The following is a 22,858-nucleotide window of genomic DNA, read 5'->3' on the forward strand; positions in this document are numbered from 1 at the left end:
TCACGTCGAGACGCCGATCGATCGTGTGATCGATCGTCGATCAGGGGAGGCATCCAGCATCAGGGGCAGGGACCCCCACCGCCAGCTGTCTTACGGAGATCGCCATGACCCGCACTCCCGTGAATGTCACCGTGACCGGCGCCGCCGGTCAGATCGGCTACGCGCTGCTCTTCCGCATCGCCTCGGGCCACCTGCTCGGCGCGGACGTGCCGGTCAAGCTGCGCCTCCTCGAGATCCCGCAGGGCGTCAAGGCCGCCGAGGGCACCGCCATGGAGCTCGACGACTGCGCCTTCCCGCTGCTCAAGGGCATCGACATCTTCGACGACCCGAACCAGGGCTTCGAGGGCGCCAACATCGCCCTGCTCGTGGGCGCCCGCCCGCGCACCAAGGGCATGGAGCGCGGCGACCTGCTCGCCGCCAACGGCGGCATCTTCAAGCCGCAGGGCCAGGCCATCAACGCCCACGCCGCGGACGACATCAAGGTCCTGGTCGTCGGCAACCCGGCCAACACCAACGCGCTGATCGCCCAGCAGTCCGCCCCGGACGTCCCGGCCGAGCGCTTCACCGCGATGACCCGCCTGGACCACAACCGCGCGCTGACGCAGCTGGCCCAGAAGACCGGCGCCTCCGTCGAGGACATCAAGCGCCTCACCATCTGGGGCAACCACTCCGCGACCCAGTACCCGGACATCTTCCACGCGGAGATCGCCGGCAAGAACGCGGCCGAGGTCGTGAACGACGAGGCGTGGCTGGCCGACACCTTCATCCCGACCGTCGCCAAGCGCGGCGCGGCGATCATCGAGGCCCGTGGCGCGTCCTCCGCCGCCTCCGCCGCGAACGCCGCCATCGACCACGTCCACACCTGGGTCAACGGCACCCGCGAGGGCGACTGGACCTCCATGGGCATCCCGTCGGACGGCTCCTACGGCGTCCCGGAGGGCCTGATCTCCTCCTTCCCGGTCACCTGCGAGAACGGCACGTACGAGATCGTCCAGGGCCTGGACATCAACGAGTTCTCCCGCGCCCGCATCGACGCCTCCGTGCAGGAGCTCGCCGAGGAGCGCGACGCGGTCCGCGAGCTCGGCCTCATCTGAGCCTGAGTCGCCGCACCCCGTAGCACCCCACCGCACCCCCGGCCGGACCACCGGCCGGGGGTGCGGTGTTTTGCGTTTGTCGCAGTTCTGTGCCGCCGAGTTGTGGATCTACGCTCGGATGTAGTACTTCTTATACATGAGCGAGCAGGTGCACAACAGGCTCTCGGTCGTCAGGGCCGAGCGGAAGGTGTCGCGGCAGGCACTCGCCGAGGCGGTGGGCGTCCACTACCAGACCATCGGCTACATCGAGCGCGGCCAGTACAACCCGAGTCTCGACCTGGCCCTGAAAGTCGCCCGGTTCTTCGAGCTGCCGGTGGAGGCGCTGTTCTCCCTGGAGCCGTTCCAGCCGCTCACCGCAGAGGTCTACGGGAGGAAGCAGTGATGACGACCGCGACGCGTTTCGACCAGCGCATGTACGCCGTGATGAACAACCGTGAGGGCGCGCCCCTCTACGCCACCGCAGGCCGCCGCAGGGCCGTGGTGTTCACGCACATGGCGCTGACGGCCGGGGGGTTCGGCGCGTTCTTCGTCTGGGGCGGCGTCGCGGGCGCGCTGACGATGGTGGCGCTGCTGCTCCCCTGGGTCGTGATGACCGGCGCGATCAACGGCGCCACCCGCGGCCTGCTGGAGCTGCGCGGCCGGATGCTCGACGAGCGGCAGATGGTGGAGCGCGACCGGGTCCGCTCGATCGCCCACCGCCTGACCGGCTGGCTGCTGCTCGCCGGCACGGCCGCCGTGGTGCTGCTGGCCGCCTACACCGACGTCGACCTGTCGGGCGTTCCGGCGCCGCTGATGGTCGCGGTGCTGGTGCTGCACCGGCTGACCCCGCTGTGGGTCGCGGGCCTGCGCGTCCAGGACGACCCGGCCGACGACGAGTCCTGAGCCGGGTGTACGGGGGAGACGGGGGAGACGGGCGCCCGCGCGAGCGGGCGCCCGTCGGCGCGTCCGGACGGCTCCTAGAACCCGCCCGCGCGCAACTCCCCGGCCAGCAGTCCGACATGGTCGAGAGTGCGGTTCAGGAGCCCCGGCCCGAAGGTGATCCGGCTCGCCCCGAGCCGGCCCAGCTCCGCGAACGGCGGACCGCCCGGCCGGGCGTAGTGGTTGACCGGCAGCCCGGCGCCGAGCCCCGCCCGCAGCCCCGGCAGGTCCTCCGGCGGAGCGCCGATCGGGTACACGCAGTCCGCGCCCGCCGCCGCGTAGAGCCTCAGGCGCTCCAGGGCCGCGGCCGCCGGGCCGGGCGCGCCGCGCAGATAGACGTCCGTGCGGGCGTTGACGAAGAGCGCGTCCCCGGCCTCCGCCCGTACCGCCGCCAGCAGTTCGGCCTGCTCCCGCGGGTCCTTCAGCACCGAGCCGTCGGAGTCCTCCAGGTTCACGCCCACCGCGCCGGTCTCCAGAACCCGCTCGACGAGCTCCTTCGGGGCGAGCCCGTACCCGTCCTCCACGTCCGCCGTGACCGGGACGGACACCGCGCGGACGATCCGCGCGACCTGGGCGAGCATCTCCTCGGCGGGCGTGCTCCCGTCCGCGTAGCCCAGCGAGGCGGCGATCCCGGCACTGGGCGTGGCCAGCGCCGGGAAGCCCGCCGCCTCGAAGGCGCGGGCGCTCGCCGCGTCCCACGGGCCGGGCAGCACCAGCGGGTCGCCGGCCGCCCGGTCCCGGTGCAGGGCCCGCAGGGTGCGCACGGCGTCGCTCACTTCTTGTACGCCCCCGGGGTGTAGTGGCCGGGGACCATGCGGGTGGTGACGCCGATGCGGTTCCAGGCGTTGATGACGACGATCGCGCCGACGAGACGGGCGAGTTCGTCCTCCTCGAAGTGCTTGGCGGCCCGCTCGTACACCTCGTCCGGCACGAAACCGTCGGTGAGGACGGTGACCGCCTCGGTCAGTTCGAGGGCGGCGGCCTCCTTCTCGGTGTAGAAGTGGCGCGACTCCTCCCAGGCGGAGAGCTGCACGATCCGCTCCACCGTCTCGCCCTCGGCGAGCGCGTCCTTGGTGTGCATGTCGAGGCAGAAAGCGCACCGGTTGACCTGCGAGGCGCGGATCTTGACCAGGTGGTAGAGGGCGGGGTCGACCTCCTTCGACGCGGCGGCCTCCAGCCGCAGCATCGCCCGGTAGAACTCCGGGTGCCGGGCGGCGAGATCGAGCCGGGGGGTGTGCTCGTGGGCGTACGGGGCGGACTGGGCGTCCTGAGTGTCCGTGGTCGTCATGGATCTCACCGTACGGGCACTGTGGCGCAGCGGTATGGTCCATTCCCATGGCGAACGAGTGGGCCACTTTCGGGGCCGACCTGCACCTCGACCTGCGCGGCGCGGCCGGTCTGCGTACCGGACTGATGGACGCGCTCCGGGAGGCGGTGCGGTCCGGCCGGCTCGCGCCGGGGACCCGGCTGCCGTCCTCGCGGCAGCTCGCCGCCGACCTGGGGATCGCCCGGAACACCGTCGCCGACGCGTACGGCGACCTGGTCGCCGAAGGCTGGCTGACCGCCCGGCAGGGCTCCGGGACGCGGGTCGCGCAGCGGGCCGAGCCCCGGCGCGGCGCGGCGGCCCCGGCGGGCTCGGGCGGTCCGCGGCGCAGGCCGTCGGGCGGGCCGCGGCACGACCTCAAGCCCGGTACGCCCGACGTGGCCTCGTTCCCCCGCGCCGAGTGGCTCAAGGCCGCCCGCCGGGCGCTGACCGCCGCGCCCCACGAGGCCTTCGGGTACGGCGATCCGCGCGGCCGGATCGAACTGCGCACCGCCCTCGCCGAGTACCTGGCACGGGCCCGCGGCGTGTACGCGAGCCCGGAGCGGATCGTGGTCTGCTCGGGTTTCGTGCACGGGCTGATGCTGATGGGCCAGGTGCTGCGGGCGCGCAAGGTGCGGGAGGTCGCGGTCGAGTCGTACGGGCTCGACGTGCACTGGGACCTGCTGGCCCGGACGGGGCTGCGGCTGCCGGCCCTCGGCTGCGACGAACGGGGCACCCGCACCGAGGACTTGGCCGCGCTGAAGGGCGTCGGCGCGGTGCTGATGACGCCGGCCCACCAGTTCCCGCTGGGCGGGGCGCTGCCCCCGGACCGGCGGGCGGCGGCGGTCGACTGGGCGCGGACCACCGGCGGGCTGGTCCTGGAGGACGACTACGACGGGGAGTTCCGCTACGACCGCCAGCAGGTGGGCGCGCTGCAGGGCCTGGACCCGGAGCGGGTGGTGTACCTCGGGACCGCCAGCAAGTCGCTGGCGCCCGGGCTGCGGCTCGCCTGGATGGTGCTGCCGCGGGCCTTGGCCGACGAGGTCGCCGAGGCGAAGGGCCGGATCGACTGGCAGTGCGGCGCGCTCGACCAGCTGACGTTCGCGGAGTTCCTGGCGTCGGGCGCGTACGACCGGCACGTACGGGCGATGCGGCTGCGCTACCGCAGGCGGCGCGACCAGCTGGTGGCGGCGCTCGCCCGGCGGGCCCCGGACATCGAGGTGAGCGGGATCGCCGCCGGACTGCACGCGGTGCTGCCGCTCCCGCCGGGCACCGAGCGGTCGGTGCTGCGCGCGGCGGCCTGGCAGGGCCTGTCGGTGCTCGGCATCGACGCGTTCCGCCACCCCTCGACGCCCCGCACCCGCGAGGGCCTGGTCGTCGGCTACGGCACGCCGACCGACAGCGCCTGGCCGGGGGCGCTGGAGGCGCTGTGCCGGGTGCTTCCGGGGGAGTGAGCGGGGGCGCGCCTGCCTGGTACGCCGTTTCGGCAGTGAAGGCCCCGTGAAGTTGCCGGGGCCGCCCCGTACCGGCCGGGACGCGGCGGCCTAAACTGTGCGGTCGCGCGGCGCTGAACGACGGCCGCGCGGGCACGAGAAACGACGGACGGGGGAGTACGCGTCATGCGCAAGCTCAGGTCGAGCACGGTGATACTCGGGGGAATGGGCGTGCTCGCGGCGACGCTCACCGCCTGCGGCAGCGAGCCGGACAGGCGCTGCATGGACCCGGTGAGCCGCAAGCAGCTGCCGAACTACGAGTGCAAGAGCAGCGGCGGCCACACCACCCGGGGCACCTACTACTACGGCGGCAGCGTCGACGCCGACGGCCGCATCAGCGGCGGCAGCACGAACAAGAGCGCCGTGGACACCGGCGGCTTCGGCTGCTCCAAGTCCAGCGGCGGCTGAGCGGCGCCGGCACGTCATGCGACGGCACACCATCGAACCCCGCCCCGGCTGGCAGCAGACCGTCGAGGAGCAGGGGCTCGTCTACCCGCTGACCCGCTACCCGGACGGCTCCCTGCGGCCGTACTGGGACGAGAGCGCGTACTACTCCTTCACGCTGCCCGAGGTCGAGGCGCTGGAGGAGGTCGTGGAGGAGCTGCACGCCATGTGCCTCGCCGCGGCGGAGCACATCGTGGCGCAGGACCGTTTCGCCGATCTGGGCATCACCGACCCGCGGGTGGCGGAGCGCGTGGCCGAGTCCTGGCGGCGCAGGGCCGAACTGCCGTCCCTGTACGGGCGGTTCGACCTGCACTACGACGGGACCGGCCCGGCCAGGATGCTGGAGTACAACGCCGACACCCCGACCTCGCTGGTCGAGGCGGCCAGCCCCCAGTGGTTCTGGATGGAGGAGCGGTTCCCCGGCGCCGACCAGTGGAACTCGCTCCACGAGCGCCTCGTCGACGCCTGGAAGCGGCAGGCGCACCTGTTGCCGCCCGGCCCGGTGCACTTCGTGCACTCCGACGGCGACGAGCTGGGCGAGGACCTGATGACGGTCGCGTACCTGCGCGAGACCGCCGAGCAGGCGGGCCTCGACACCGAGGCGCTGTCCGTGGAGCGGATCGGCTGGGACCGGCTGGCCGGACGGTTCGTCGACGACCGCCTCCGGTTCATCCGCAGCTGCTTCAAGCTGTACCCGTGGGAGTGGCTGACCACGGACCGGTTCGGCCCGCACGTCCTGGACACCCTCGACAACGGCGGCGGCTCCGGCACCACCTGCTGGATCGAGCCCGCCTGGAAGATGCTGCTGTCCAACAAGGCACTGCTTGCGATCCTCTGGGAGCTGTACCCCGGCCACCCGAACCTGCTCCCGGCCTACCTCGACGGTCCGCGCGAACTCGCCGCGACCACCGGCTGGGCGGCCAAGCCGCTGCTCGGCCGCGAGGGCGCGGGCGTCACCCTGCACAAGGCGGGCGAGGCCCCGGCCGTACGCGACGAGCCCTGCTGCTACCAGGAGCTCGCCCCGCTGCCGGACTTCGACGGCAACCGGGTGGTGCTCGGCGCGTGGGTCGTGGAGAACGAGGCGGCCGGCCTCGGCATCCGCGAGTCGGCGGGCCTCGTCACCGACGGGTACGCCCGCTTCCTGCCGCACGTGATCCTCTGACGCGCGCTGTGCCCGGGGCCGTACCCCCGGGCACACCGGCCGTCGTGTCGGAGCGGCGCGGCCGGCCGTCACGTCCGCCGTCGCGCCCGCCGTCGCGTCGGCCGTCACGTCGGCCGTCACGTCCGCCGACGCGTCAGTCCGACAGGACCGCCCGCAGCTGCTCCAGACCCCAGTCCAGGTCCTCCTTGCCGATCACCAGCGGCGGGGCGATCCGGATCGTCGAGCCGTGCGTGTCCTTCACCAGGACCCCGCGCTCCATCAGCTTCTCCGAGATCTCCCGGCCCGTGCCGCGCGCCGGCACGACGTCCACGCCCGCCCACAGGCCCCGGCCCCGTACCGCCTCCACCGCGCCCCCGACCAGCAGGTTCAACTCGGCGTGCAGATGCTCGCCCAGCTCGGCCGCGCGCTGCTGGTACTCGCCGGTGCGCAGCATCGCGATCACCTCCAGGGCCACCGCGCAGGCCAGCGGGTTCCCGCCGAAGGTCGAGCCGTGCTCGCCCGGCAGGAAGACCCCGAGCACGTCCCGGTCCGCGACCACCGCCGAGACCGGCACCACGCCGCCGCCCAGCGCCTTGCCGAGGATGTACACGTCGGGCACGACGTCCTCGTGCTCGCAGGCGAAGGTCCGTCCCGTACGGCCCAGGCCCGACTGGATCTCGTCCGCCATGAACAGCACGTTCTTCCGCCGGGTCAGCTCCCGCACCCCGCGCAGATAGCCGGCCGGCGGCACCAGCACGCCCGCCTCGCCCTGGATCGGCTCCAGGAGCACCGCGACGGTGTTCTCGGTGACCGCGGCCTCCATCGCGGTCAGGTCGCCGTAGGGGACGATCTCGAAGCCCGGGGTGTAGGGCCCGTAGTGGTCGCGCGCCTCGTGGTCCGTCGAGAAGCTCACGATCGTCGTCGTCCGGCCGTGGAAGTTGTTGGCCGCCACCACGATCTTCGCGTGCCCGTCCGGCACGCCCTTCACCTCGTAGCCCCACTTCCGGGCGGTCTTCACGGCCGTCTCGACCGCCTCCGCGCCGGTGTTCATCGGCAGCACCATGTCCTTGCCGCACAGCTCCGCGAGCCGCTCGCAGAACTCCGGGAACCGGTCGTGGTGGAACGCCCGCGAGGTGAGCGTCACCCGCTCCAGCTGCGCCCGCGCCGCGTCGAGCAGCCGGCGGTTGCCGTGCCCGAAGTTCAGCGCCGAGTAGCCGGCCAGCATGTCGAGGTAGCGGCGCCCCTCGACGTCCGTGAGCCACGCACCGTCGCCGGTGGCGACGACCACGGGCAGCGGGTGGTAGTTGTGCGCGCTGTGCGTCTCCGCGGAGGCGATCAGGTCTTGCGTACGCGACACGGGATCTCCGTTCGTCCTGCGGCGAGGGGCGGGTGTGAGCCCTGTTTCTATCGTCGCTCGGATGCCGGACGGGGAAACATCGCTGACGACGCGCCCGCCAGGGCCTGCCCGGCGGATCATGGCCGGGGCCGCGACGCCTGGCACGGCACCTCGCCGCGTTGCCGAACCACCTCGATAGCTCCGCTATCGAGCCGCTCCGGCGCCTTGCGATGCACCGCACCAGACGCCGCGGCCCAATCCGACCCTGATCCGCCGGACAGGCCCTAGTCTGGAAACACGCACGGCGACTGGCGCGCGGGGAAGCGACCCCGGGGGAGCCGTGCGCGGCAACCACACGAGATGCCGCCCGCCTGGGCATCACGGGACCCACGACCGTCCCGTGCGGCGCCGCCCGTGTCACGAGCCGCGCCCCGGGATCCGCCGAACCCGGAGGCACGCCATGACCACCGAGCAGCCCCGCCACCCCGCCCTCGCCGCCACCGACCCCGAGCTGGCCGCCCTGGTCCGCGCCGAGGAGCAGCTCCAGGCCGACACGCTGCGGCTGATCCCCAGCGAGAACTACGTCTCCCAGGCGGTCCTGGAGGCGTCCGGCACCGTCCTGCAGAACAAGTACAGCGAGGGCTACCCCGGCCGCCGCTACTACGAGGGCCAGCAGAACATCGACCAGGTCGAGTCCCTCGCGATCGAGCGCGCCAAGGGCGTCTTCGGCGTCGACCACGCCAACGTCCAGCCGTACTCCGGCTCCCCGGCCAACCTGGCCGTCTACCTGGCGTTCGCCGAGCCCGGCGACACGGTCATGGGCATGGCCCTGCCGATGGGCGGTCACCTCACGCACGGCTGGGGCGTCTCCGCGACCGGCAAGTGGTTCCGCGGCGTGCAGTACGGCGTACGCCAGGACACCGGGCTGATCGACTTCGACCAGGTCCGCGAGCTGGCCATGAAGGAACGCCCGAAGGTGATCTTCTGCGGCGGTACGGCGCTGCCCCGCACCATCGACTTCGCCGCCTTCGGCGAGATCGCCCAGGAGGCGGGCGCGGTGCTCGTCGCCGACATCGCCCACATCGCCGGCCTGATCGCGGGCGGTGCCCACCCCTCGCCGGTGCCGTACGCCGACGTGATCTCGACGACCACGCACAAGACGCTGCGCGGTCCGCGCGGCGCGATGCTGATGTGCCGCGAGGAGCACGCCAAGGCCGTCGACAAGGCCGTCTTCCCGGGCCTCCAGGGAGGCCCGCACAACCAGACCACCGCCGCCATCGCGGTCGCCCTGAAGGAGGCGGCGCAGCCGTCCTTCCGGGCCTACGCCGAGGCCGTCGTCGCCAACGCGAAGGCGCTCGTCGAGGCGCTGCTCGCCCGCGGCTTCGACCTGGTCTCCGGCGGCACCGACAACCACCTGATCCTGATGGACCTCACGCCCAAGGAGGTCCCCGGCAAGGTGGCCGCGAAGGCGCTGGACCGGGCGGGCATCGTCGTGAACTACAACACGGTCCCGTACGACCCGCGCAAGCCGTTCGACCCGTCCGGCGTGCGCATCGGCACCCCGTCGCTGACCTCCCGGGGCCTGGGCGTCGAGCACATGGCGCAGGTCGCGGAGTGGATCGACCGCGGTGTCGCGGCCGCCTCGCTGGGTGACGAGGAGGCGCTGGCGGCGATCCGCGCGGAGGTCGCCGACCTGATGGCCGCGTACCCGGCACCGGGCCTGGCGGTCTGATCTCCCTGTCACGCATCCCTCATCGGGGGCGGACCGGCCTGTCCGCCCCCGATGAGAGAATGATGAGCATGGCCTCTGAACGTCCTCGCGCACTGTCTGGAATCCAGCCCACCGCCGGCTCGTTCCACCTCGGCAACTACCTCGGTGCGATCCGTCAGTACGTCGCACTGCAGGAGACCCACGACGCCTTCTACATGGTCGTCGACCTGCACGCCATCACGGTTCCGCAGGACCCGGCCGAGCTGCGGGCCAACACCCGGCTCGCCGTGGCCCAGCTGCTGGCCTCGGGTCTCGACCCGGAGCGCTGCACCCTCTTCGTCCAGAGCCACGTCCCCGAGCACGCGCAGCTCGGCTGGGTCATGAACTGCCTCACCGGCTTCGGCGAGGCCTCCCGCATGACCCAGTTCAAGGACAAGTCCGCCAAGCAGGGCGCGGACCGGGCCACGGTGGGCCTGTTCACGTACCCGATCCTGCAGGTCGCGGACATCCTGCTGTACCAGGCCAGCCACGTCCCCGTCGGCGAGGACCAGCGCCAGCACATCGAGCTGACCCGCGACCTCGCGGAGCGGTTCAACGGGCGCTTCGGCGACACCTTCCGGATCCCCGAGCCGTACATCGTCAAGGAGACCGGGAAGATCTACGACCTCCAGGACCCGACGATCAAGATGAGCAAGTCGGCGTCCACGCCGAAGGGCCTGATCAACCTCCTGGACGAGCCGAAGACCACCGCGAAGAAGGTCAAGAGCGCCGTCACGGACACGGACACCGTGATCCGCTTCGACCCGGAGAACAAGCCGGGCGTCTCCAACCTGCTGACCATCATGGCCACCCTCACCGGGACGAGCGTCGCCGACCTGGAGAAGAGCTACGAGGGCAAGATGTACGGCGCGCTGAAGACCGACCTGGCCGAGGTGATGGTGGACTTCGTCACTCCGTTCCGGGACCGGACCCAGGAATACCTGGACGACCCGGAGACGCTGGACTCTGTCCTGGCCAAGGGCGCGGAGAAGGCGCGGGCGGTCGCCGCCGAGACCCTGGCGCGGACCTACGAGCGGGTGGGCTTCCTGCCCGCCAAGCACTGAGCCCAAGGGCCCTATCCACGAGGGCGGTGCAGGCCGCACACTGGCGCTGCACCACCCCGCCCGGACCACGACCGCCCGGACCAAGACTCGACGGAGGAGAACGACGTGGGGACCGTAACGCTCGGCGTTTCGATCGCGGTCCCGGAGCCCTACGGCAGCCTGCTCCAGGAGCGGCGCGCGGGCTTCGGGGATCCCGCCGCGCACGGCATCCCCACGCACGTCACCCTGGTCCCGCCCACCGAGGCGCCCGTCGAGCGGCTGCCGGAGATCGAGGCGCACCTCGCGCGGGTGGCCGCGGCCGGCCTGCCGTTCCCGATGCGGCTGGCGGGCACCGGAACGTTCCGGCCGCTGTCGCCCGTCGTGTACGTGAAGCTCGCCGAGGGCGCGCCGGAGTGCACCCGCCTGCAGAAGCTGCTGCGGGACGAGTCGGGGCCGCTGGTGCGCGAGCTGCAGTTCCCGTACCACCCGCACGTCACCGTCGCGCACGGCATCGCGGACGAGGCGATGGACCGGGCCTTCGAGGAACTGGCCGGCTTCGAGGCGGCCTGGACCTGCCGGTCCTTCGCGCTGTACGAGCAGGGCGCGGACGCGGTCTGGCGCAAGCTGCGCGCGTACGAGTTCGGCGGCGGGTCCGGCGCGGACATCCCGGCCCAGAGCGCCCCGGTCGACGTCCCGGCCCCGACCCAGGCGTAGGCGTGGGCCCACCGGGCCCACGACGACGGGCTCCCCGGCCTGGGCCCCCGGGCCCGGTTCAGACCGGCAGCCGGCGGAAGAGCGGCCGGGGCAGGTGCCGCAGCGCCGCCATCACCACTCGCAGCGTCCCCGGCACCCACACCGTCTCGGCGCGCCGCCGCAGCCCGTGCTCGATGGCCTCGGCGACCGCCTGCGGGGTCGTCGCCAGCGGGGCCTCCGCGAGGCCGCGGGTCATCTTCGTCCGGACGAACCCGGGCCGCACCACCATCACGTGCACCCCGGTGCCGTGCAGCGCGTCTCCGAGGCCCTGCGCGAAGGCGTCGAGCCCGGCCTTGGACGAGCCGTAGATGAAGTTGGCCCGCCGGGCCCGCTCGCCGGCGACCGACGACAGCACCACCAGCGAGCCGTGCCCCTGCGTCTGGAGCGCCCGGGCGCACACCAGGCCGGCGGAGACCGCGCCGGTGTAGTTCGTCTGCGCGACGCGCACCGCGGCGGCCGGGTCCTCCTCGTCGCGGGCCTGGTCGCCGAGGACGCCGAAGGCGAGCAGCACCATGTCGATGTCGCCCTCCGCGAACAGCTTCCCGAGCCGTTCCTCGTGGGACTCGGTGTCCAGGGCGTCGAAGGGCACGGTGTGCACCACCGCGCCGAGCGCGCGCAGCGCGTCCGCGGCGGCGGTCAGGTCGGGGGAGGGCCGCCCGGCGAGCCACACGGTGCGGGTGCGGCGGGCGACGAGCCGGCGGGCCGTGGCCAGCCCGATCTCGGACGCCCCGCCGAGGACGAGCAGGGACTGGGGGGCGCCGAAGGCGTCCTTCATGACGTTCACGCTCCTAGGGGTGTCTAGAGGCCCAGCCGTCGTGACAGATCCGAACGGAACACCGCCCGCGGGTCCAGCTCCGCGCGCAGGGCGCGGAAGTCGGCGAGGCGGGGGTACATGGCGGCCAGCAGCTCCGGGCGGAGGCGGGAGTCCTTCGCCAGGTACACCCGGCCGCCCGCGCCCGCCACGACCTCGTCGAGCTCGTCGAGGAACGTGCCGAGGCCGCTGAGGCGGGCGGGGATGTCGAGGGCCAGGGTCCAGCCGGGCATCGGGAAGGACAGCCAGCCCGGGTCCGCCTCGCCGAAGCGCTTCAGGACGGCCAGGAACGAGGGGCAGCCGCGGCGCGCGATCCGCCGCACCACCTGCCGCAGGGCGTCCTCCTGCCCGTACCCGACGACGAACTGGTACTGGACGAAGCCGCCGCGGCCGTAGATCCGGTTCCAGTGCGGGACGCCGTCCAGGGGGTGGAAGAAGGCCGGCAGCCGCTGCAGCCGGCCCACGGAGCGGCGCGGGGCCTTGCGGTACCAGAGCTCGTTGAACAGGCCGACGCTCGTCCGGCCGAGCAGCCCCTCCGGCACGTACGAGGGGGCGGCGGGCAGCGAGCCCGGCCGGAAGGAGCGCGCGTCGCGGCGGATCCGCAGCGGCAGCGTGTCGTACGGGGCGTGGTCGCCGCGGGTGAGCACGGCCCGGCCGGTCGCGGCGCCGCGCGCCAGCAGGTCGATCCAGGCGACCGAGTAGCGGTAGCGGTGGTCGGTGGCGGTGAGCCGGGCCATCAGGTCGTCGAGGTCGGTCGCCCGCTCGGTGTCCACGGTCATCAGCGAGGTCTCGACCGGCAGCAGTTCGAGCACGGCGGAGAGGATCACGCCGGTCAGGCCCATGCCGCCGGCCGTCGCGTCGAACAGGTCCGTGCCGGGCGCGACCCGGCGGACGGAGCCGTCGGCGGTGAGCAGCCGCAGCGAGCGCACGTGGCGGGCGAACGAGCCGGAGACGTGGTGGTTCTTGCCGTGGATGTCCGCGCCGATCGCCCCGCCGACGGTGACGTAGCGGGTCCCGGGGGTGACCGGGACGAACCAGCCGAGCGGCAGCAGCACCTCCATCAGCCGGTGCAGGCTCACCCCGGCGTCGCACTCGACCAGCCCGCGGGTCGCGTCGATGGAGCGGATGCGGTCCAGGCCGGTCATGTCGAGGACGGTGCCGCCGGCGTTCTGGGCGGCGTCCCCGTAGGCGCGGCCGAGCCCGCGGGCGATCGAGCCGCGCGGCCCGCAGGCGCGGACCGAGGCGCCGGCCTCCTCGTACGAGCGGGGCCGGACCACGCACGCGAGGGTGGGGGCGGTGCGGCCCCACCCGGTCATCGGCACGATGTCGGGGCAGTCGGTCTCGGCGGTCATGGTCGTGACCGTATCGCCCCGGATGTGCTGTATGCCGTGATTGCTGCGGGGCTCGCCGAAATGGGTGATTAAAGGAGTGTCAGGAAAGATTGCCGTGAAGTTCCTCGCCGCCGCGGGTCACAGTCGCCCCCGGGCCCGAACCACGAACCGGGGAGGCAGGGCGGATGCGATACCGGGACTGCGCCGGCGCCGAGCGACGGCTGCTGGCCGCACTCCGTGGCTGCGGCCGGCGGCCGGAGGTCGCCGCCGCGGCCCGGCTGCTGTCGGCCGGCGGCGAGCACGCGGCACTCTGGCTGGCCGCCGGCCTCGCCGGCGCGGCCGCCGACCGGGAGCGCCGCGGCCCCTGGCTGCGCGCCACGGCGCTGATCGGCGCCGCGCACCTGGCGAGCATGGGCGTGAAGCGCGTGGTGCGCCGGCCGCGCCCCGGGCCCGAGGAGTTCGCCCCGCTGGTCCGCACCGCCGGACGGCACTCCTTCCCCAGCTCCCACGCGGCCTCGGCCGCCGCGGCCGCCGTCGCCTTCACCGCGCTGCGCCCGGCAGGCCGCCGCCCGACCGTGGCCGCGGCGGCCGCGATGTGCCTCTCCCGGCTGGTCGCCGGCGTCCACTACCCGACCGACGTCGCTGCGGGCGCCCTGCTCGGCGCGACGACCGCGGCCCTGGGCCGCGACTGGCTGCGGGGGACCGCCCGTGTCTGAACGTTCCGCCGCCCTCCTGGACCGGCCGGCCCCCGGTCCGGACGCCCTCCCGCGACGCCCCTCCCCGCTCGCCCTGCCCGCCGGGCTGCTGCGCACCGCCCGCCCCCGCCAGTGGGTCAAGAACCTGCTCGTCGTCGCCGCGCCCGCCGCCGCCGGCCGGCTCGCCTCCTGGGACGCGGCCGGACGCCTCGCGCTGGTCTTCGCCCTGTTCACCGCCGCCGCCGCGGCGGTCTACCTGGTCAACGACGCCCGCGACGCCGAGGCCGACCGGGCCCACCCGGCCAAGCGGCTGCGCCCGGTGGCCGCCGGGGTGGTGCCGGTGCCCGTCGCGTACGCGGCCGGCGCGGCGCTGGCGCTCGGCGCGGCCGCCGGCGGGGCGGTGCTGTGCAACGCGGCGACGGCGGCGCTCCTCGTCGCGTACCTGGTCATGCAGTTCGCGTACTGCGTGTGGCTCAAGCACGTCCTGGTCGTCGACCTCGCCGTGGTCGCCACCGGCTTCCTGCTGCGGGCCGTCATCGGCGGGGTGGCGCTCGGCATCCCGCTCTCCCGCTGGTTCCTGATCACCACCGGCTTCGGCGCGCTGTTCATGGTGGCCGCCAAGCGGTACTCCGAGGCCGTCCGCATGGAGGGCGCGCAGGGCGCGACCCGCGCGCTGCTCACCCGGTACACCCCCGGCTACCTGCGCTTCGTCTGGCAGCTCGCGGCCGGGGCGGCGGTGCTCGGCTACTGCCTGTGGGCGCTGGAGAGCGGCGGCGTCGCCGCGGGGGCGCTGCTGCCGTGGCGTCAGCTGTCCATGGCGGCCTTCGTCCTCGCGGTGCTGCGCTACGCGTACTTCGCCGACCGCGGGGCCGCCGGCGCCCCCGAGGACGTCGTCCTGCGCGACCGGCCGCTGGCGGTGATCGGGCTGGTGTGGGCGGCGATGTACGCCATGGCCGTCACCGACCTGTGAGGGTGCGCCGGCCTGTGCGCGTGCGCCGACGCGTGAACGGCCGCCGATGAGGCGGGAGCTCGCCGGCTTCGCCGTCGTGGGCCTCGCCGCGTACGCCGCCGACCTCGCCCTGTTCGTGCTGCTCCGCGGCCCGCTCGGGCTCGGCCCGATCGCCGCGAAGTGCCTGTCGTTCCTTGCCGGTTGCACCGTCGCGTACCTGGGCAACGCGCTCGGCACGTACCGCCGCCGCACCGTCGGCCTGCGCGAGTACGCGGTGTTCTTCGCCGTCAACGTCGCGGGTGCCGCCGTGCAGCTGGCCTGCCTGGGCCTGAGCCACTACGGCCTCGGCCTCACCTCCGCGCGCGCCGACACGGTCTCCGGGCTCGGCGTCGGGATGATGCTCGCCACGGCTCTGCGCTTCTGGGGCACCCGGACGCTCGTCTTCGGAGCGGCGGGACGGTCGAGGAGCCGATCAAGGGGTAGCGGTAGGGCATGGACTGGCTGACCAAGCTCCCCGTCATCGGCCCGGCGGCCGCCCGGCTCATGCGGACCCACGCCTGGCGCTCGTACGAGACGCTCGACGAGGCCCACTGGACCCGGCTGGCCGCCGCGATCACCTTCATCAGCTTCCTGGCGCTCTTCCCGCTGATCACGGTCGCCGCCGCGATCGGCGCGGCCCTGCTCACCGACGACCAGCTCGCCACCATCGAGCGCAAGCTCGCCGAGCAGGTCCCCGGCATCTCCGACCAGCTGGACATCCCCGGACTGGTCGCCAACGCCGGCACGATCGGACTGGTCGCCGGCGCGGTGCTGCTGTTCACCGGCATCAGCTGGGTCGGCTCCATGCGGGAGTGCCTGCGCGCGGTGTGGGGCCTCGACGACGAGGACGACCGCAACCCGATCGTGGGCAAGGGCGTGGACGCGGCGGTGCTGCTCGGCCTCGGCGCCGTCGGGGTCGCCTCCCTCGCCGCCTCCTGGCTCGGCTCCACCGCCGTCGGCTGGAGCGCCGACCGGCTCGGCCTGTCGGACTCCGGCGCGGGCGGCGTGCTCATCCAGCTTGCCGCGGTCCTCGTCGCGATCGTCGCCGACGTCCTGATCCTCTGCTACGTGCTCAGCGTCTTCACCGGCGTCAGCCCGCCGCGCCGCCGGCTGATCGGCGCGGCCCTCATCGGCGCGATCGGCTTCGAGGCGCTGAAGCTGCTGATCGGCGGCTACATGCGCGGGGTCGCGGCGAAGTCGATGTACGGGGCGTTCGGCGTGCCGGTCGCCCTGCTCCTGTGGATCAGTTTCACCGCGAAGCTGCTGCTGTTCTGCGCGGCCTGGACGGCCACCCGCGCGCCCGGCGACCCCGCTACGGATTCACGTCCGGACCAGGACCCTGGGGACGGCGCCGGACCAGCTCGGGCAGCGGCCAGCGACGGTTGACCAGGAATGCCGCACCGGCCAGCAGCACCACCGCGCCGCCCGCCACGGCCAGCGCCGTGCCGATCCCGCCGGACCGGCCCGAGGCGGCGGCCTTCACCGTCGAGCCCTGCTTGTTCTTGCCGGGCGCGGGCGCGGTGCCCTGCGCCGAGGCGTCGGTGCGCACCGACTTCGGCGGCACGAGCTCGCCCACCGGGGTCACCTTGCCGGTCGCGGCGAAGCCCCAGTCGAGCAGCCGCTGCGTCTCCTTGTAGACGGCGTGCGACTCCTTCGACGACGGGTTCATCACCGTCACGAGCAGCACCTTGCCGTTCCGCTCGGCGACACCCGTGAAGGTCGCCCCGGCGTGCGTGGTGTTGCCGTTCTTCACCCCGGCGATGCCCTTGTACGGGGCGATGCCGAAGTCGCCCGTCAGCAGCCGGTTGGTGTTCTGGATCTCGAAGGTCTCGCGCTTCTTGCCCTTCTTCTGCTCGCCCGGGAACTTGGCGCGCACGGTCGCCGCGTACTCCCGGAAGTCGGCCTTCTGCATGCCGCTGCGCGCGATCAGAGTGAGGTCGTACGCCGACGAGACCTGGCCCGGCGCGTCGTAGCCGTCCGGCGAGACCGCGTGCGTGTCCAGCGCCTGCAGTTCGGCGGCGTGCTCGTTCATGTCCTGCACGGTCTTGCGGATGCCGCCGTTCATCTCCGACAGCACGTGCACCGCGTCGTTCCCGGAGCGCAGGAACACGCCCATCCACAGGTCGTGGACGGTGTAGCTCTGCTTCTCCTTGATGCCGACCAGGCTGGAGCCGGCGCCCACCCCCGCCAGTTCCTTCGGGTCGACCAGATGCGTCTGCGTCTTCGGGAACTTCGGCAGCAGGGTGTCCGCGAACAGCATCTTCAGCGTGGACGCGGGGGCCAGTCGCCAGTGCGCGTTGTGCGCGGCCAGCACGTCACCGGTCTCGGCGTCCGCCACGATCCACGACCGGGCGCTCAGCTCCTTCGGCAGCACCGGCGCCCCGGCGCCCAACTGCACCTGCGTCCCCGGCCGGCCGAGCAGCGCCCCGCCGACGGTGGACATGACCGCGGGCGGCTTGGGCTGTTTGTCCTCCTTCTTGTCCGCCGCCGGCCCCGCGAACGCGGGCGCGGCGGTGAGCAGCGGAAGCAGGAGGGCGACGGCGGCGGCCGTGGTGACCGGCAGAGCGGCCTTCTTCGAAGCAGACACGGACCAGAACGTACACGCGGACCTCGCCATTCCGTACCCCACCAGGGCGTTCGGGCGCACCCCTCCACCCGGAAGCGGGCGGCCGGAGGCGTCCGGCGATACTGGGGCCATGAAGCTCAGCCGGTCCGCCTCCTGGTTCCTGCTCGCCTTCGGCGTGTGGAGCTGGTTCATCTGGATCACCTTCGTCAAGAACCTGTGGAACGACGGGAGCGGTCTCGCGTTCGACGACGCGGGCGAGCCGACGGCGTACTTCTGGGTTCATCTGCTGCTTGCCGTCACGTCCTTTGTCCTGGGGACGGTGATCGGCGCGATCGGGTTGCGCGGCGTGCGCGCCTGGCGCCGCGAACGGGGATAGGGGTACAGGGTCGTGCTGCTCGTCCTGCTGGTGATGGTGGTGGTCGTGGCCCTGCTCGCCGGGGTCCACTGGTACGTGTGGCGGCGCCTGGTGCGCGATGTCACGGTGGCCGGCTCGCTCGGGCGGCGGCTGGGGACGGTGGCGGCGTTCGTGCTGCCGCTGTGCGCGGTGGGGGCGATGGCCTCCGGTCGCGCCGGAGCCCCGTTCTGGTTCCAGCAGGCGGTCTCCTGGCCGGGCTTCCTGTGGCTGGCGCTGCTGCTGTACGTGACGCTGGCGCTGCTGGTCGGTGAGGCGGTGCGGCCGCTGCTGCGGCGGGCGCTGGAGCGGCGGGCGGCCCGGGTCGCGGCGCCGGTGACCGTGCCCGAGGCCGTGCCCGAGGCCGTGCCCGTCACCGTTCCGGAGACTGTCGCCGAGACCGTGCCCGAAGTCGCCGTGCCCGACGTCGCGGCCCAGACCGCCGTGTCCGAGACGCGTATCGAGCCGGTTGCCGCGGATGCGCCGGGTACGGGTGCCACCGCCGTGTCACGGCGGCTCTTCGTCTCCCGGGTCGTCGGCGGGGCGGCGGCCGCCGCGGCCGTCGGCACCGTCGGGTACGGCACGTACGGGGTGCTGCGCGGCCCGCGTCTGAAGCGGGTCACCGTGCCGCTGGCCAAGCTGCCGCGCGCGGTCCACGGGTACCGGATCGCGGTCGTCTCCGACGTCCACCTCGGTCCGATCCTGGGCCGGGCGCACACCCAGCGGATCGTCGACACCATCAACTCCGCCCAGCCGGACCTGATCGCCGTGGTCGGCGACCTGGTCGACGGCAGCGTGGAGAACCTCGGCCCGGCCGCCGAGCCGCTGGCGCAGCTGCGCGCGCGGCACGGCTCGTTCTTCGTCACCGGCAACCACGAGTACTTCTCCGGCGCGGACGCCTGGGTCGACCACGTCCGCGAGCTCGGCCTGCACCCGCTGCGCAACGCCCGCGTGGAGATCGACGGCTTCGACCTGGCGGGCGTCGACGACGTGGCCGGCGAGCGCGAGGGCCAGGGGCCGGACTTCGTCCGCGCGCTCGGCGACCGCGACCGTTCGCGCGCGGCGGTGCTCCTCGCCCACCAGCCGATCGTGATCCACGACGCCGTGGAGCACGGCGTCGACCTGCAGCTGTCCGGGCACACCCACGGAGGCCAGCTCTGGCCGGGCAACCTGCTCGCCGACCTCGCCAATCCGACCCTCGCGGGCCTGGAGCGGTACGGCGACACGCAGTTGTACGTGTCCCGGGGCGCGGGCGCCTGGGGCCCGCCGGTGCGGGTCGGGGCGCCCTCGGACATCACGGTCGTGCAGCTGGCCTCGAAGCAGGCCTGACCGCGTCGCTAAGTGACCGTTCAGTACGGTTCGCCCGTCCGAATCTCATATCCCGGACATATGCATGTGTGGTGAAAGTTTCCTCTTCCGCTTGTGAAACCGGTGTGATGGGATGACGCCATCGCGGCATGGGCGAGGGGCCGCCGCGACAGGGGTGGGCTCGAACCGAAGGAAGCACGACACATGCGTTCCGTCCGTGTGCGGATCCTCATAGCGTGCGGCGTCCTGGCGGCCGCCGGTGGCGGAGGGTGGCTGCTGCTGCCCTCCGGCGAAGAGACGAAGGCGCCGATCACGGTCGGCACGACCGACGAGGTGACCTCGCTCGACCCGGCCGGCGCGTACGACGCCGGCTCCTGGGCGCTGTACAGCAACGTCTACCAGTCGCTGCTGACGTTCAAGTCGGGCGTCACCACTCCCGAGCCGGACGCGGCGAAGAGCTGCAAGTTCATCGGGATGAAGCTCCAGACCTACCAGTGCGAGCTCCGGGACGACCTGACGTTCTCCAACGGCCGGAAGATCACCGGCGAGGACGTCAAGTACTCCTTCGAACGCATGCTGGGCATCAAGACGGACGTCGGTCCGCAGGCGCTGTTCCCCACGCTGAAGTCGGTCGTCGCGGAGGGGCAGACGGTCACCTTCAACCTCAGCAGCCGGGACGCGACCTTCCCGCAGAAGCTGGCCACCGGCGCCGGCTCGATCGTGGACCGGACCGCGTACCCGTCGAGGTCGCTGCGCGAGGACCGGAAGGTGGACGGCTCGGGCCCGTACGTGCTGAAGGAGTACCAGCCGGGCGTGCGCGCGCTGCTGGAGCCGAACCCGAAGTACAAGGGCGCGGTGAGCACGACCGGCGGGCCGGTCGTCATCAGGTACTTCAAGGAGTCCGAGGAGCTCGCGGAGGCCTGGCGGACCAAGAAGGTCGACATCACGCACCGCCAGCTGCCGCCGCGGATGGTGTCGACTCTGGACGACTCCAAGGGCGACATCCGGCTCACCGAGGCGGCCAGCCCGGAGATTCGCAACCTCAACTTCAACGTGCGGCCGGGCTCGCCGATGGCCGACAAGGCGGTCCGCCGGGCGGTCGCGAGCGTGATCGACCGGCCGGAGATCGTGACCAAGGTCTTCCACGGCACGGTCGAGCCGCTGTACTCGCTCGTCCCGCAGGGCTTCACCGGCCACAGCACGGCGTTCTTCGACGCCTACCCGAAGCCCGACGTCAAGCAGGCGAAGAAGCTGCTGAGGGACGCCGGGGTGAAGACGCCGGTGAAGTTCACCCTCGGCTTCCGCAAGGACGCCACGTACGCGGCCGAGGCCGCGGAGCTGAAGCGGCAGCTGGAGGCGAGCAGGCTCTTCGAGGTGACCGTCGTCGAGGCCGAGTGGCAGGAGTTCCAGAAGGCGTACGCCTCCGGGAAGTACGACGCGTACCCCGTCGGCTGGCTGCCCGACTTCCCGGACTCGGACAGCTTCACCGCGCCGCTGGTCGGCACCGGCAACACCCTGCACAACGGCTACTCCAGCCGCCGCGTCGACGAGCTGATCTCCGCCACCCAGCAGTACGGCGACCGCGGCCGCGCGGCGGGGGACTTCCGGGAGATCCAGCAGGAGGTGGCCGAGGACGTGCCGCTCGTCCCGCTCTGGCAGAAGAAGGACTACGTCCTGTCCGCCGAGGCGGTCGCCGGCTCGCAGTACCTCACCGACGGCACGGGCATCTGGCGCCTGTGGGAGCTGAGCTGGATCTAGGGTCCGTCCGGCGGATCAGGCCCGGTCCCGCCCGTGCCGGTCCCCTTCGGTCCGGCGGGCGGCCCGGGTGGGCTTGCCCGAGGCCGCCATGCCGGCGGCGGTGGGCATGAAGTCGGCCAGCAGGTCGTGGGTCTCCTTGACCAGCGGACGCAGGATGCGGAAGCGGGACAGGGAGATCGCGCGGGCCGTGACCGGGGCCAGGCGTTCGACCAGGCGGCGGCTGTTCGCGGCGCCCTCGGAGCGGTCGTACACCCAGAACAGGACCAGGCCCATCTGCTGCAGCCACAGCAACTGCGGGAGGGGCTCGGCCAGTTCGGGATCGATCTTCACCGCCGCGCCGGAGATCACCCGGCGGTGCACGTCGATCGCGGCCTCGCGGGGGCCCTCGGACTCGGGGGAGAAGGGGCTGAGCGGGCTGTCCGGGTCGGCGGCGTTCTTGAAGAACTGCGCCGCGAACTCGTGGTACGGCTCGGCGATGTCGAGCCAGCCGAGGAGGACCCCGCGGATCCGTGCCGTGAGGTCCTTCTCGTCGCTGTCCAGGATCTCCCGCACGGCCGCCTGGTGCTCCTCGGCGATCCGGTCGTAGAACCCCTGGACCAGGTGTTCCTTGGAGGAGAAGTAGTAGTACGCGTTGCCGACGGAGACGCCCGCCTCCTGGGCGATGGCCCGCATCGTCGTCTTGTCGTACCCCCGCTCCTTGAACAGCCGGAGCGCGGTCTCCAGGATGAGTGCGCGGGTCTGCTCGCTCTTGGGGGCCTTTGCCGGGACCTTCTCTTCCGTCACGGTGTCCGAGCCTAGCCGGAGGCGCCCGGGACCTCGCACCGCCCGTCCCCGCCGTCGCGCCCGTCCCCGCCGCAGGGCGGCGGCTCGTCGCCCTTGAGCGCCTCGCGCCACTTGGCGGCGGCGAGGACGGTGATCCGGGCGAACGGCGTTCCCGCCGGGGTGGCGAGCCAGTTGGCCCTGGGCCGGTGCTCGGCCAGGGCCCACAGGCAGACGATCCAGGCCGAGGTGCCGCGGTAGACCTGTCCCCGGTCCCCGACCACGGTGATCTCCCGCAGCGTCGAGCCGTGGTCGAGCTCCGGGAAGCGCCGCCGCGCCTCCTGCGACCCGGCGGGCACCAGGTCGAGCGGCACGAGCTGGGGCTGGTGGATCAGCCAGTGGCGCAGGTGGACGCAGAGCGGGCAGTCCGCGTCGTACAGGACGGTCAGGCGTCGTACCGGCGTGACGGGCCGCCCCGCCGGTACGGACAAGGCGGCGGCGGTCACGCCTGGGCCCCCGGGGCGCCGGGGGCGCCCTGGGCCGGCGGGGCCCACGGGCCGCGGGCGGGGGCGGCGGTCCAGCCCTGCGGCGGGACCGGGGGGACCTGCTCGCGTTCCATCACGCCCCGGCGGCGGATCTTGTTCAGCACGTACACGTTCGCGAGGTGCATCACGCCGAGGACGAGCAGGACGACGCCGAGCTTGATCGACAGCGCCTCGAACAGCTGCCGGGCGTCGGAGACGGCCTCGTCCTGGCTCAGATAGAGCGCCACGAAGCCGAAGTTGACCAGGTAGAAGCCGACGACCAGCAGGTGGTTGACGGCGTCGGCGAGCTTCTCGTTCCCGTGCAGCACGTCGGCGAGGAAGATCCTTCCGTTCCGGCTGAGGGTGCGGGCCACCCAGATGGTGAGGGCGACGCCGATCAGCAGATAGGCGATGTACGCGACGACAGTGAGGTCCATGCCCCACGCTCCCTT

At 73.0% G+C, this 22,858-nt stretch carries 25 protein-coding genes and 1 riboswitch; of the genes, 16 read left to right on the top strand and 9 right to left on the bottom strand.

From position 1 onward, the window contains the following. Positions 1–104 precede the first annotated feature (104 nt). From ACNJ93_RS19465 to ACNJ93_RS19475, 3 genes are all read left to right on the top strand, one after another. Positions 105–1,094 (top strand): malate dehydrogenase, encoded by a 990-nt coding sequence (locus ACNJ93_RS19465; protein WP_418958670.1) that lies wholly within the window; start codon positions 105–107, stop codon positions 1,092–1,094. Positions 1,095–1,230: 136 nt separating this feature from the next. Next, positions 1,231–1,476: a helix-turn-helix transcriptional regulator gene (locus tag ACNJ93_RS19470; protein ID WP_418958671.1), complete on the top strand. Its 246-nt coding sequence runs from the start codon at positions 1,231–1,233 to the stop codon at positions 1,474–1,476. Further along, the gene (locus ACNJ93_RS19475; protein ID WP_418958672.1) at positions 1,476–1,976 is read left to right on the top strand and encodes a hypothetical protein; all 501 of its coding nucleotides are present in this window, start codon (positions 1,476–1,478) and stop codon (positions 1,974–1,976) included. Before ACNJ93_RS19470 ends, ACNJ93_RS19475 begins: the two co-directional genes overlap by 1 nt. A 74-nt stretch (positions 1,977–2,050) precedes the next feature. Here the strand turns inward: ACNJ93_RS19475 and ACNJ93_RS19480 are convergent, their stop codons facing one another. Both ACNJ93_RS19480 and ACNJ93_RS19485 read right to left on the bottom strand, forming a co-directional pair. Beyond that, positions 2,051–2,788 (bottom strand): isocitrate lyase/PEP mutase family protein, encoded by a 738-nt coding sequence (locus ACNJ93_RS19480; protein ID WP_418958673.1) that lies wholly within the window; start codon positions 2,786–2,788, stop codon positions 2,051–2,053. After that, positions 2,785–3,300 (bottom strand): carboxymuconolactone decarboxylase family protein, encoded by a 516-nt coding sequence (locus ACNJ93_RS19485; RefSeq protein ID WP_418958674.1) that lies wholly within the window; start codon positions 3,298–3,300, stop codon positions 2,785–2,787. The genes ACNJ93_RS19480 and ACNJ93_RS19485 overlap by 4 nt, the downstream gene beginning before the upstream one ends. A 47-nt stretch (positions 3,301–3,347) precedes the next feature. Here ACNJ93_RS19485 and ACNJ93_RS19490 point away from each other — a divergent pair, with 47 nt between their 5' ends. From ACNJ93_RS19490 to ACNJ93_RS19500, 3 genes are all read left to right on the top strand, one after another. Continuing rightward, complete coding sequence (locus tag ACNJ93_RS19490) at positions 3,348–4,769, top strand: PLP-dependent aminotransferase family protein (RefSeq protein ID WP_418958675.1); 1,422 nt, start codon at positions 3,348–3,350, stop codon at positions 4,767–4,769. 165 nt (positions 4,770–4,934) lie between these two features. Next, positions 4,935–5,216, top strand: a complete 282-nt coding sequence (locus tag ACNJ93_RS19495; RefSeq protein ID WP_418958676.1) for a hypothetical protein — start codon at positions 4,935–4,937, stop codon at positions 5,214–5,216. Between the two features lie 16 nt (positions 5,217–5,232). Further along, positions 5,233–6,414, top strand: a complete 1,182-nt coding sequence (locus ACNJ93_RS19500) for a glutathionylspermidine synthase family protein (RefSeq protein ID WP_418958677.1) — start codon at positions 5,233–5,235, stop codon at positions 6,412–6,414. A 133-nt stretch (positions 6,415–6,547) separates the two neighbouring features. On the opposite strand, the gene rocD is transcribed toward ACNJ93_RS19500, so the two are convergent. Then, positions 6,548–7,750, bottom strand: a complete 1,203-nt coding sequence (rocD, locus tag ACNJ93_RS19505) for an ornithine--oxo-acid transaminase (RefSeq protein ID WP_418958678.1) — start codon at positions 7,748–7,750, stop codon at positions 6,548–6,550. Between the two features lie 273 nt (positions 7,751–8,023). Further along, positions 8,024–8,113, top strand: a riboswitch (ZMP/ZTP riboswitch). Positions 8,114–8,189: 76 nt separating this feature from the next. Between rocD and glyA the strand changes: the two genes are divergently transcribed. The 3 genes from glyA (at position 8,190) to ACNJ93_RS19520 (ending at position 11,236) form a co-directional block, all read left to right on the top strand. Then, positions 8,190–9,461 carry a serine hydroxymethyltransferase gene (gene glyA, locus ACNJ93_RS19510; RefSeq protein ID WP_418958679.1) on the top strand — a complete coding sequence of 424 codons (1,272 nt, stop codon included), beginning with the start codon at positions 8,190–8,192 and terminating at the stop codon, positions 9,459–9,461. A 68-nt stretch (positions 9,462–9,529) separates the two neighbouring features. Then, positions 9,530–10,543, top strand: a complete 1,014-nt coding sequence (trpS, locus tag ACNJ93_RS19515; protein ID WP_418958680.1) for a tryptophan--tRNA ligase — start codon at positions 9,530–9,532, stop codon at positions 10,541–10,543. Between the two features lie 105 nt (positions 10,544–10,648). After that, positions 10,649–11,236, top strand: a complete 588-nt coding sequence (locus tag ACNJ93_RS19520) for a 2'-5' RNA ligase family protein (RefSeq protein WP_418958681.1) — start codon at positions 10,649–10,651, stop codon at positions 11,234–11,236. A 58-nt stretch (positions 11,237–11,294) separates the two neighbouring features. Here the strand turns inward: ACNJ93_RS19520 and ACNJ93_RS19525 are convergent, their stop codons facing one another. Together ACNJ93_RS19525 and ACNJ93_RS19530 are read right to left on the bottom strand one after the other, a co-directional pair. After that, positions 11,295–12,050 (bottom strand): decaprenylphospho-beta-D-erythro-pentofuranosid-2-ulose 2-reductase, encoded by a 756-nt coding sequence (locus ACNJ93_RS19525; protein WP_418961465.1) that lies wholly within the window; start codon positions 12,048–12,050, stop codon positions 11,295–11,297. Between the two features lie 23 nt (positions 12,051–12,073). Continuing rightward, positions 12,074–13,438 carry an FAD-binding protein gene (locus ACNJ93_RS19530; RefSeq protein WP_418958682.1) on the bottom strand — a complete coding sequence of 455 codons (1,365 nt, stop codon included), beginning with the start codon at positions 13,436–13,438 and terminating at the stop codon, positions 12,074–12,076. A 164-nt stretch (positions 13,439–13,602) separates the two neighbouring features. Between ACNJ93_RS19530 and ACNJ93_RS19535 the strand changes: the two genes are divergently transcribed. Genes ACNJ93_RS19535 through ACNJ93_RS19550 form a run of 4 tightly spaced genes read left to right on the top strand, consistent with a single transcriptional unit; the run spans position 13,603 to position 16,486 of the window. Further along, the gene (locus ACNJ93_RS19535) at positions 13,603–14,133 is read left to right on the top strand and encodes a phosphatase PAP2 family protein (RefSeq protein WP_418958683.1); all 531 of its coding nucleotides are present in this window, start codon (positions 13,603–13,605) and stop codon (positions 14,131–14,133) included. Beyond that, the gene (locus ACNJ93_RS19540; protein ID WP_418958684.1) at positions 14,126–15,082 is read left to right on the top strand and encodes a decaprenyl-phosphate phosphoribosyltransferase; all 957 of its coding nucleotides are present in this window, start codon (positions 14,126–14,128) and stop codon (positions 15,080–15,082) included. Before ACNJ93_RS19535 ends, ACNJ93_RS19540 begins: the two co-directional genes overlap by 8 nt. Positions 15,083–15,128: 46 nt before the next feature. Next, positions 15,129–15,566 carry a GtrA family protein gene (locus ACNJ93_RS19545; RefSeq protein WP_418958685.1) on the top strand — a complete coding sequence of 146 codons (438 nt, stop codon included), beginning with the start codon at positions 15,129–15,131 and terminating at the stop codon, positions 15,564–15,566. After that, on the top strand, positions 15,554–16,486 hold the full coding sequence (locus ACNJ93_RS19550) for a YihY/virulence factor BrkB family protein (RefSeq protein ID WP_418958686.1): 933 nt from the start codon (positions 15,554–15,556) through the stop codon (positions 16,484–16,486). Before ACNJ93_RS19545 ends, ACNJ93_RS19550 begins: the two co-directional genes overlap by 13 nt. Here ACNJ93_RS19550 and ACNJ93_RS19555 read toward each other — a convergent pair. Further along, positions 16,413–17,687 carry a D-alanyl-D-alanine carboxypeptidase family protein gene (locus tag ACNJ93_RS19555; RefSeq protein WP_418958687.1) on the bottom strand — a complete coding sequence of 425 codons (1,275 nt, stop codon included), beginning with the start codon at positions 17,685–17,687 and terminating at the stop codon, positions 16,413–16,415. The two genes, ACNJ93_RS19550 and ACNJ93_RS19555, sit on opposite strands and share 74 nt — an antisense overlap. Before the next feature lie 109 nt (positions 17,688–17,796). Here ACNJ93_RS19555 and ACNJ93_RS19560 point away from each other — a divergent pair, with 109 nt between their 5' ends. From ACNJ93_RS19560 to ACNJ93_RS19570, 3 genes are all read left to right on the top strand, one after another. Beyond that, positions 17,797–18,042 (top strand): SCO4848 family membrane protein, encoded by a 246-nt coding sequence (locus ACNJ93_RS19560; protein ID WP_418958688.1) that lies wholly within the window; start codon positions 17,797–17,799, stop codon positions 18,040–18,042. Positions 18,043–18,057: 15 nt separating this feature from the next. Further along, the gene (locus ACNJ93_RS19565) at positions 18,058–19,386 is read left to right on the top strand and encodes a metallophosphoesterase (RefSeq protein ID WP_418961466.1); all 1,329 of its coding nucleotides are present in this window, start codon (positions 18,058–18,060) and stop codon (positions 19,384–19,386) included. A 183-nt stretch (positions 19,387–19,569) separates the two neighbouring features. After that, on the top strand, positions 19,570–21,123 hold the full coding sequence (locus tag ACNJ93_RS19570; protein ID WP_418958689.1) for an ABC transporter substrate-binding protein: 1,554 nt from the start codon (positions 19,570–19,572) through the stop codon (positions 21,121–21,123). A 15-nt stretch (positions 21,124–21,138) separates the two neighbouring features. Here ACNJ93_RS19570 and ACNJ93_RS19575 read toward each other — a convergent pair whose 3' ends face one another. From ACNJ93_RS19575 to ACNJ93_RS19585, 3 genes are read right to left on the bottom strand one after another with little or no spacing between them, the layout of a single operon-like run. Then, entirely contained in the window at positions 21,139–21,906 is a 768-nt protein-coding gene (locus ACNJ93_RS19575; RefSeq protein ID WP_418958690.1) for a TetR/AcrR family transcriptional regulator, read from the bottom strand. A gap of 11 nt (positions 21,907–21,917) precedes the next feature. Beyond that, complete coding sequence (locus tag ACNJ93_RS19580; protein WP_418958691.1) at positions 21,918–22,388, bottom strand: thiol-disulfide oxidoreductase DCC family protein; 471 nt, start codon at positions 22,386–22,388, stop codon at positions 21,918–21,920. Beyond that, entirely contained in the window at positions 22,385–22,843 is a 459-nt protein-coding gene (locus ACNJ93_RS19585; RefSeq protein WP_418958692.1) for a hypothetical protein, read from the bottom strand. The genes ACNJ93_RS19580 and ACNJ93_RS19585 overlap by 4 nt, the downstream gene beginning before the upstream one ends. Positions 22,844–22,858: the final 15 nt, after the last annotated feature.

It is taken from the genome of Streptomyces tritici (assembly GCF_048500665.1).
Classification (GTDB): Bacteria; Actinomycetota; Actinomycetes; order Streptomycetales; family Streptomycetaceae; genus Streptomyces; species Streptomyces tritici.

What these genes read in the sequence shown, in the direction of transcription:
- ACNJ93_RS19465 (WP_418958670.1), top strand. Translation starts at nt 105, where the DNA reads ATGACCCGCACTCCCGTGAATGTCACCGTGACCGGCGCCGCCGGTCAG.
- ACNJ93_RS19470 (WP_418958671.1), top strand. Translation starts at nt 1,231, where the DNA reads ATGAGCGAGCAGGTGCACAACAGGCTCTCGGTCGTCAGGGCCGAGCGG.
- ACNJ93_RS19475 (WP_418958672.1), top strand. Translation starts at nt 1,476, where the DNA reads ATGACGACCGCGACGCGTTTCGACCAGCGCATGTACGCCGTGATGAAC.
- ACNJ93_RS19485 (WP_418958674.1), bottom strand. Translation starts at nt 3,300, where the DNA reads ATGACGACCACGGACACTCAGGACGCCCAGTCCGCCCCGTACGCCCAC.
- ACNJ93_RS19490 (WP_418958675.1), top strand. Translation starts at nt 3,348, where the DNA reads ATGGCGAACGAGTGGGCCACTTTCGGGGCCGACCTGCACCTCGACCTG.
- ACNJ93_RS19495 (WP_418958676.1), top strand. Translation starts at nt 4,935, where the DNA reads ATGCGCAAGCTCAGGTCGAGCACGGTGATACTCGGGGGAATGGGCGTG.
- ACNJ93_RS19500 (WP_418958677.1), top strand. Translation starts at nt 5,233, where the DNA reads ATGCGACGGCACACCATCGAACCCCGCCCCGGCTGGCAGCAGACCGTC.
- glyA (WP_418958679.1), top strand. Translation starts at nt 8,190, where the DNA reads ATGACCACCGAGCAGCCCCGCCACCCCGCCCTCGCCGCCACCGACCCC.
- trpS (WP_418958680.1), top strand. Translation starts at nt 9,530, where the DNA reads ATGGCCTCTGAACGTCCTCGCGCACTGTCTGGAATCCAGCCCACCGCC.
- ACNJ93_RS19525 (WP_418961465.1), bottom strand. Translation starts at nt 12,050, where the DNA reads ATGAAGGACGCCTTCGGCGCCCCCCAGTCCCTGCTCGTCCTCGGCGGG.
- ACNJ93_RS19530 (WP_418958682.1), bottom strand. Translation starts at nt 13,438, where the DNA reads ATGACCGCCGAGACCGACTGCCCCGACATCGTGCCGATGACCGGGTGG.
- ACNJ93_RS19535 (WP_418958683.1), top strand. Translation starts at nt 13,603, where the DNA reads ATGCGATACCGGGACTGCGCCGGCGCCGAGCGACGGCTGCTGGCCGCA.
- ACNJ93_RS19545 (WP_418958685.1), top strand. Translation starts at nt 15,129, where the DNA reads ATGAGGCGGGAGCTCGCCGGCTTCGCCGTCGTGGGCCTCGCCGCGTAC.
- ACNJ93_RS19550 (WP_418958686.1), top strand. Translation starts at nt 15,554, where the DNA reads ATGGACTGGCTGACCAAGCTCCCCGTCATCGGCCCGGCGGCCGCCCGG.
- ACNJ93_RS19560 (WP_418958688.1), top strand. Translation starts at nt 17,797, where the DNA reads ATGAAGCTCAGCCGGTCCGCCTCCTGGTTCCTGCTCGCCTTCGGCGTG.
- ACNJ93_RS19570 (WP_418958689.1), top strand. Translation starts at nt 19,570, where the DNA reads ATGCGTTCCGTCCGTGTGCGGATCCTCATAGCGTGCGGCGTCCTGGCG.
- ACNJ93_RS19585 (WP_418958692.1), bottom strand. Translation starts at nt 22,843, where the DNA reads ATGGACCTCACTGTCGTCGCGTACATCGCCTATCTGCTGATCGGCGTC.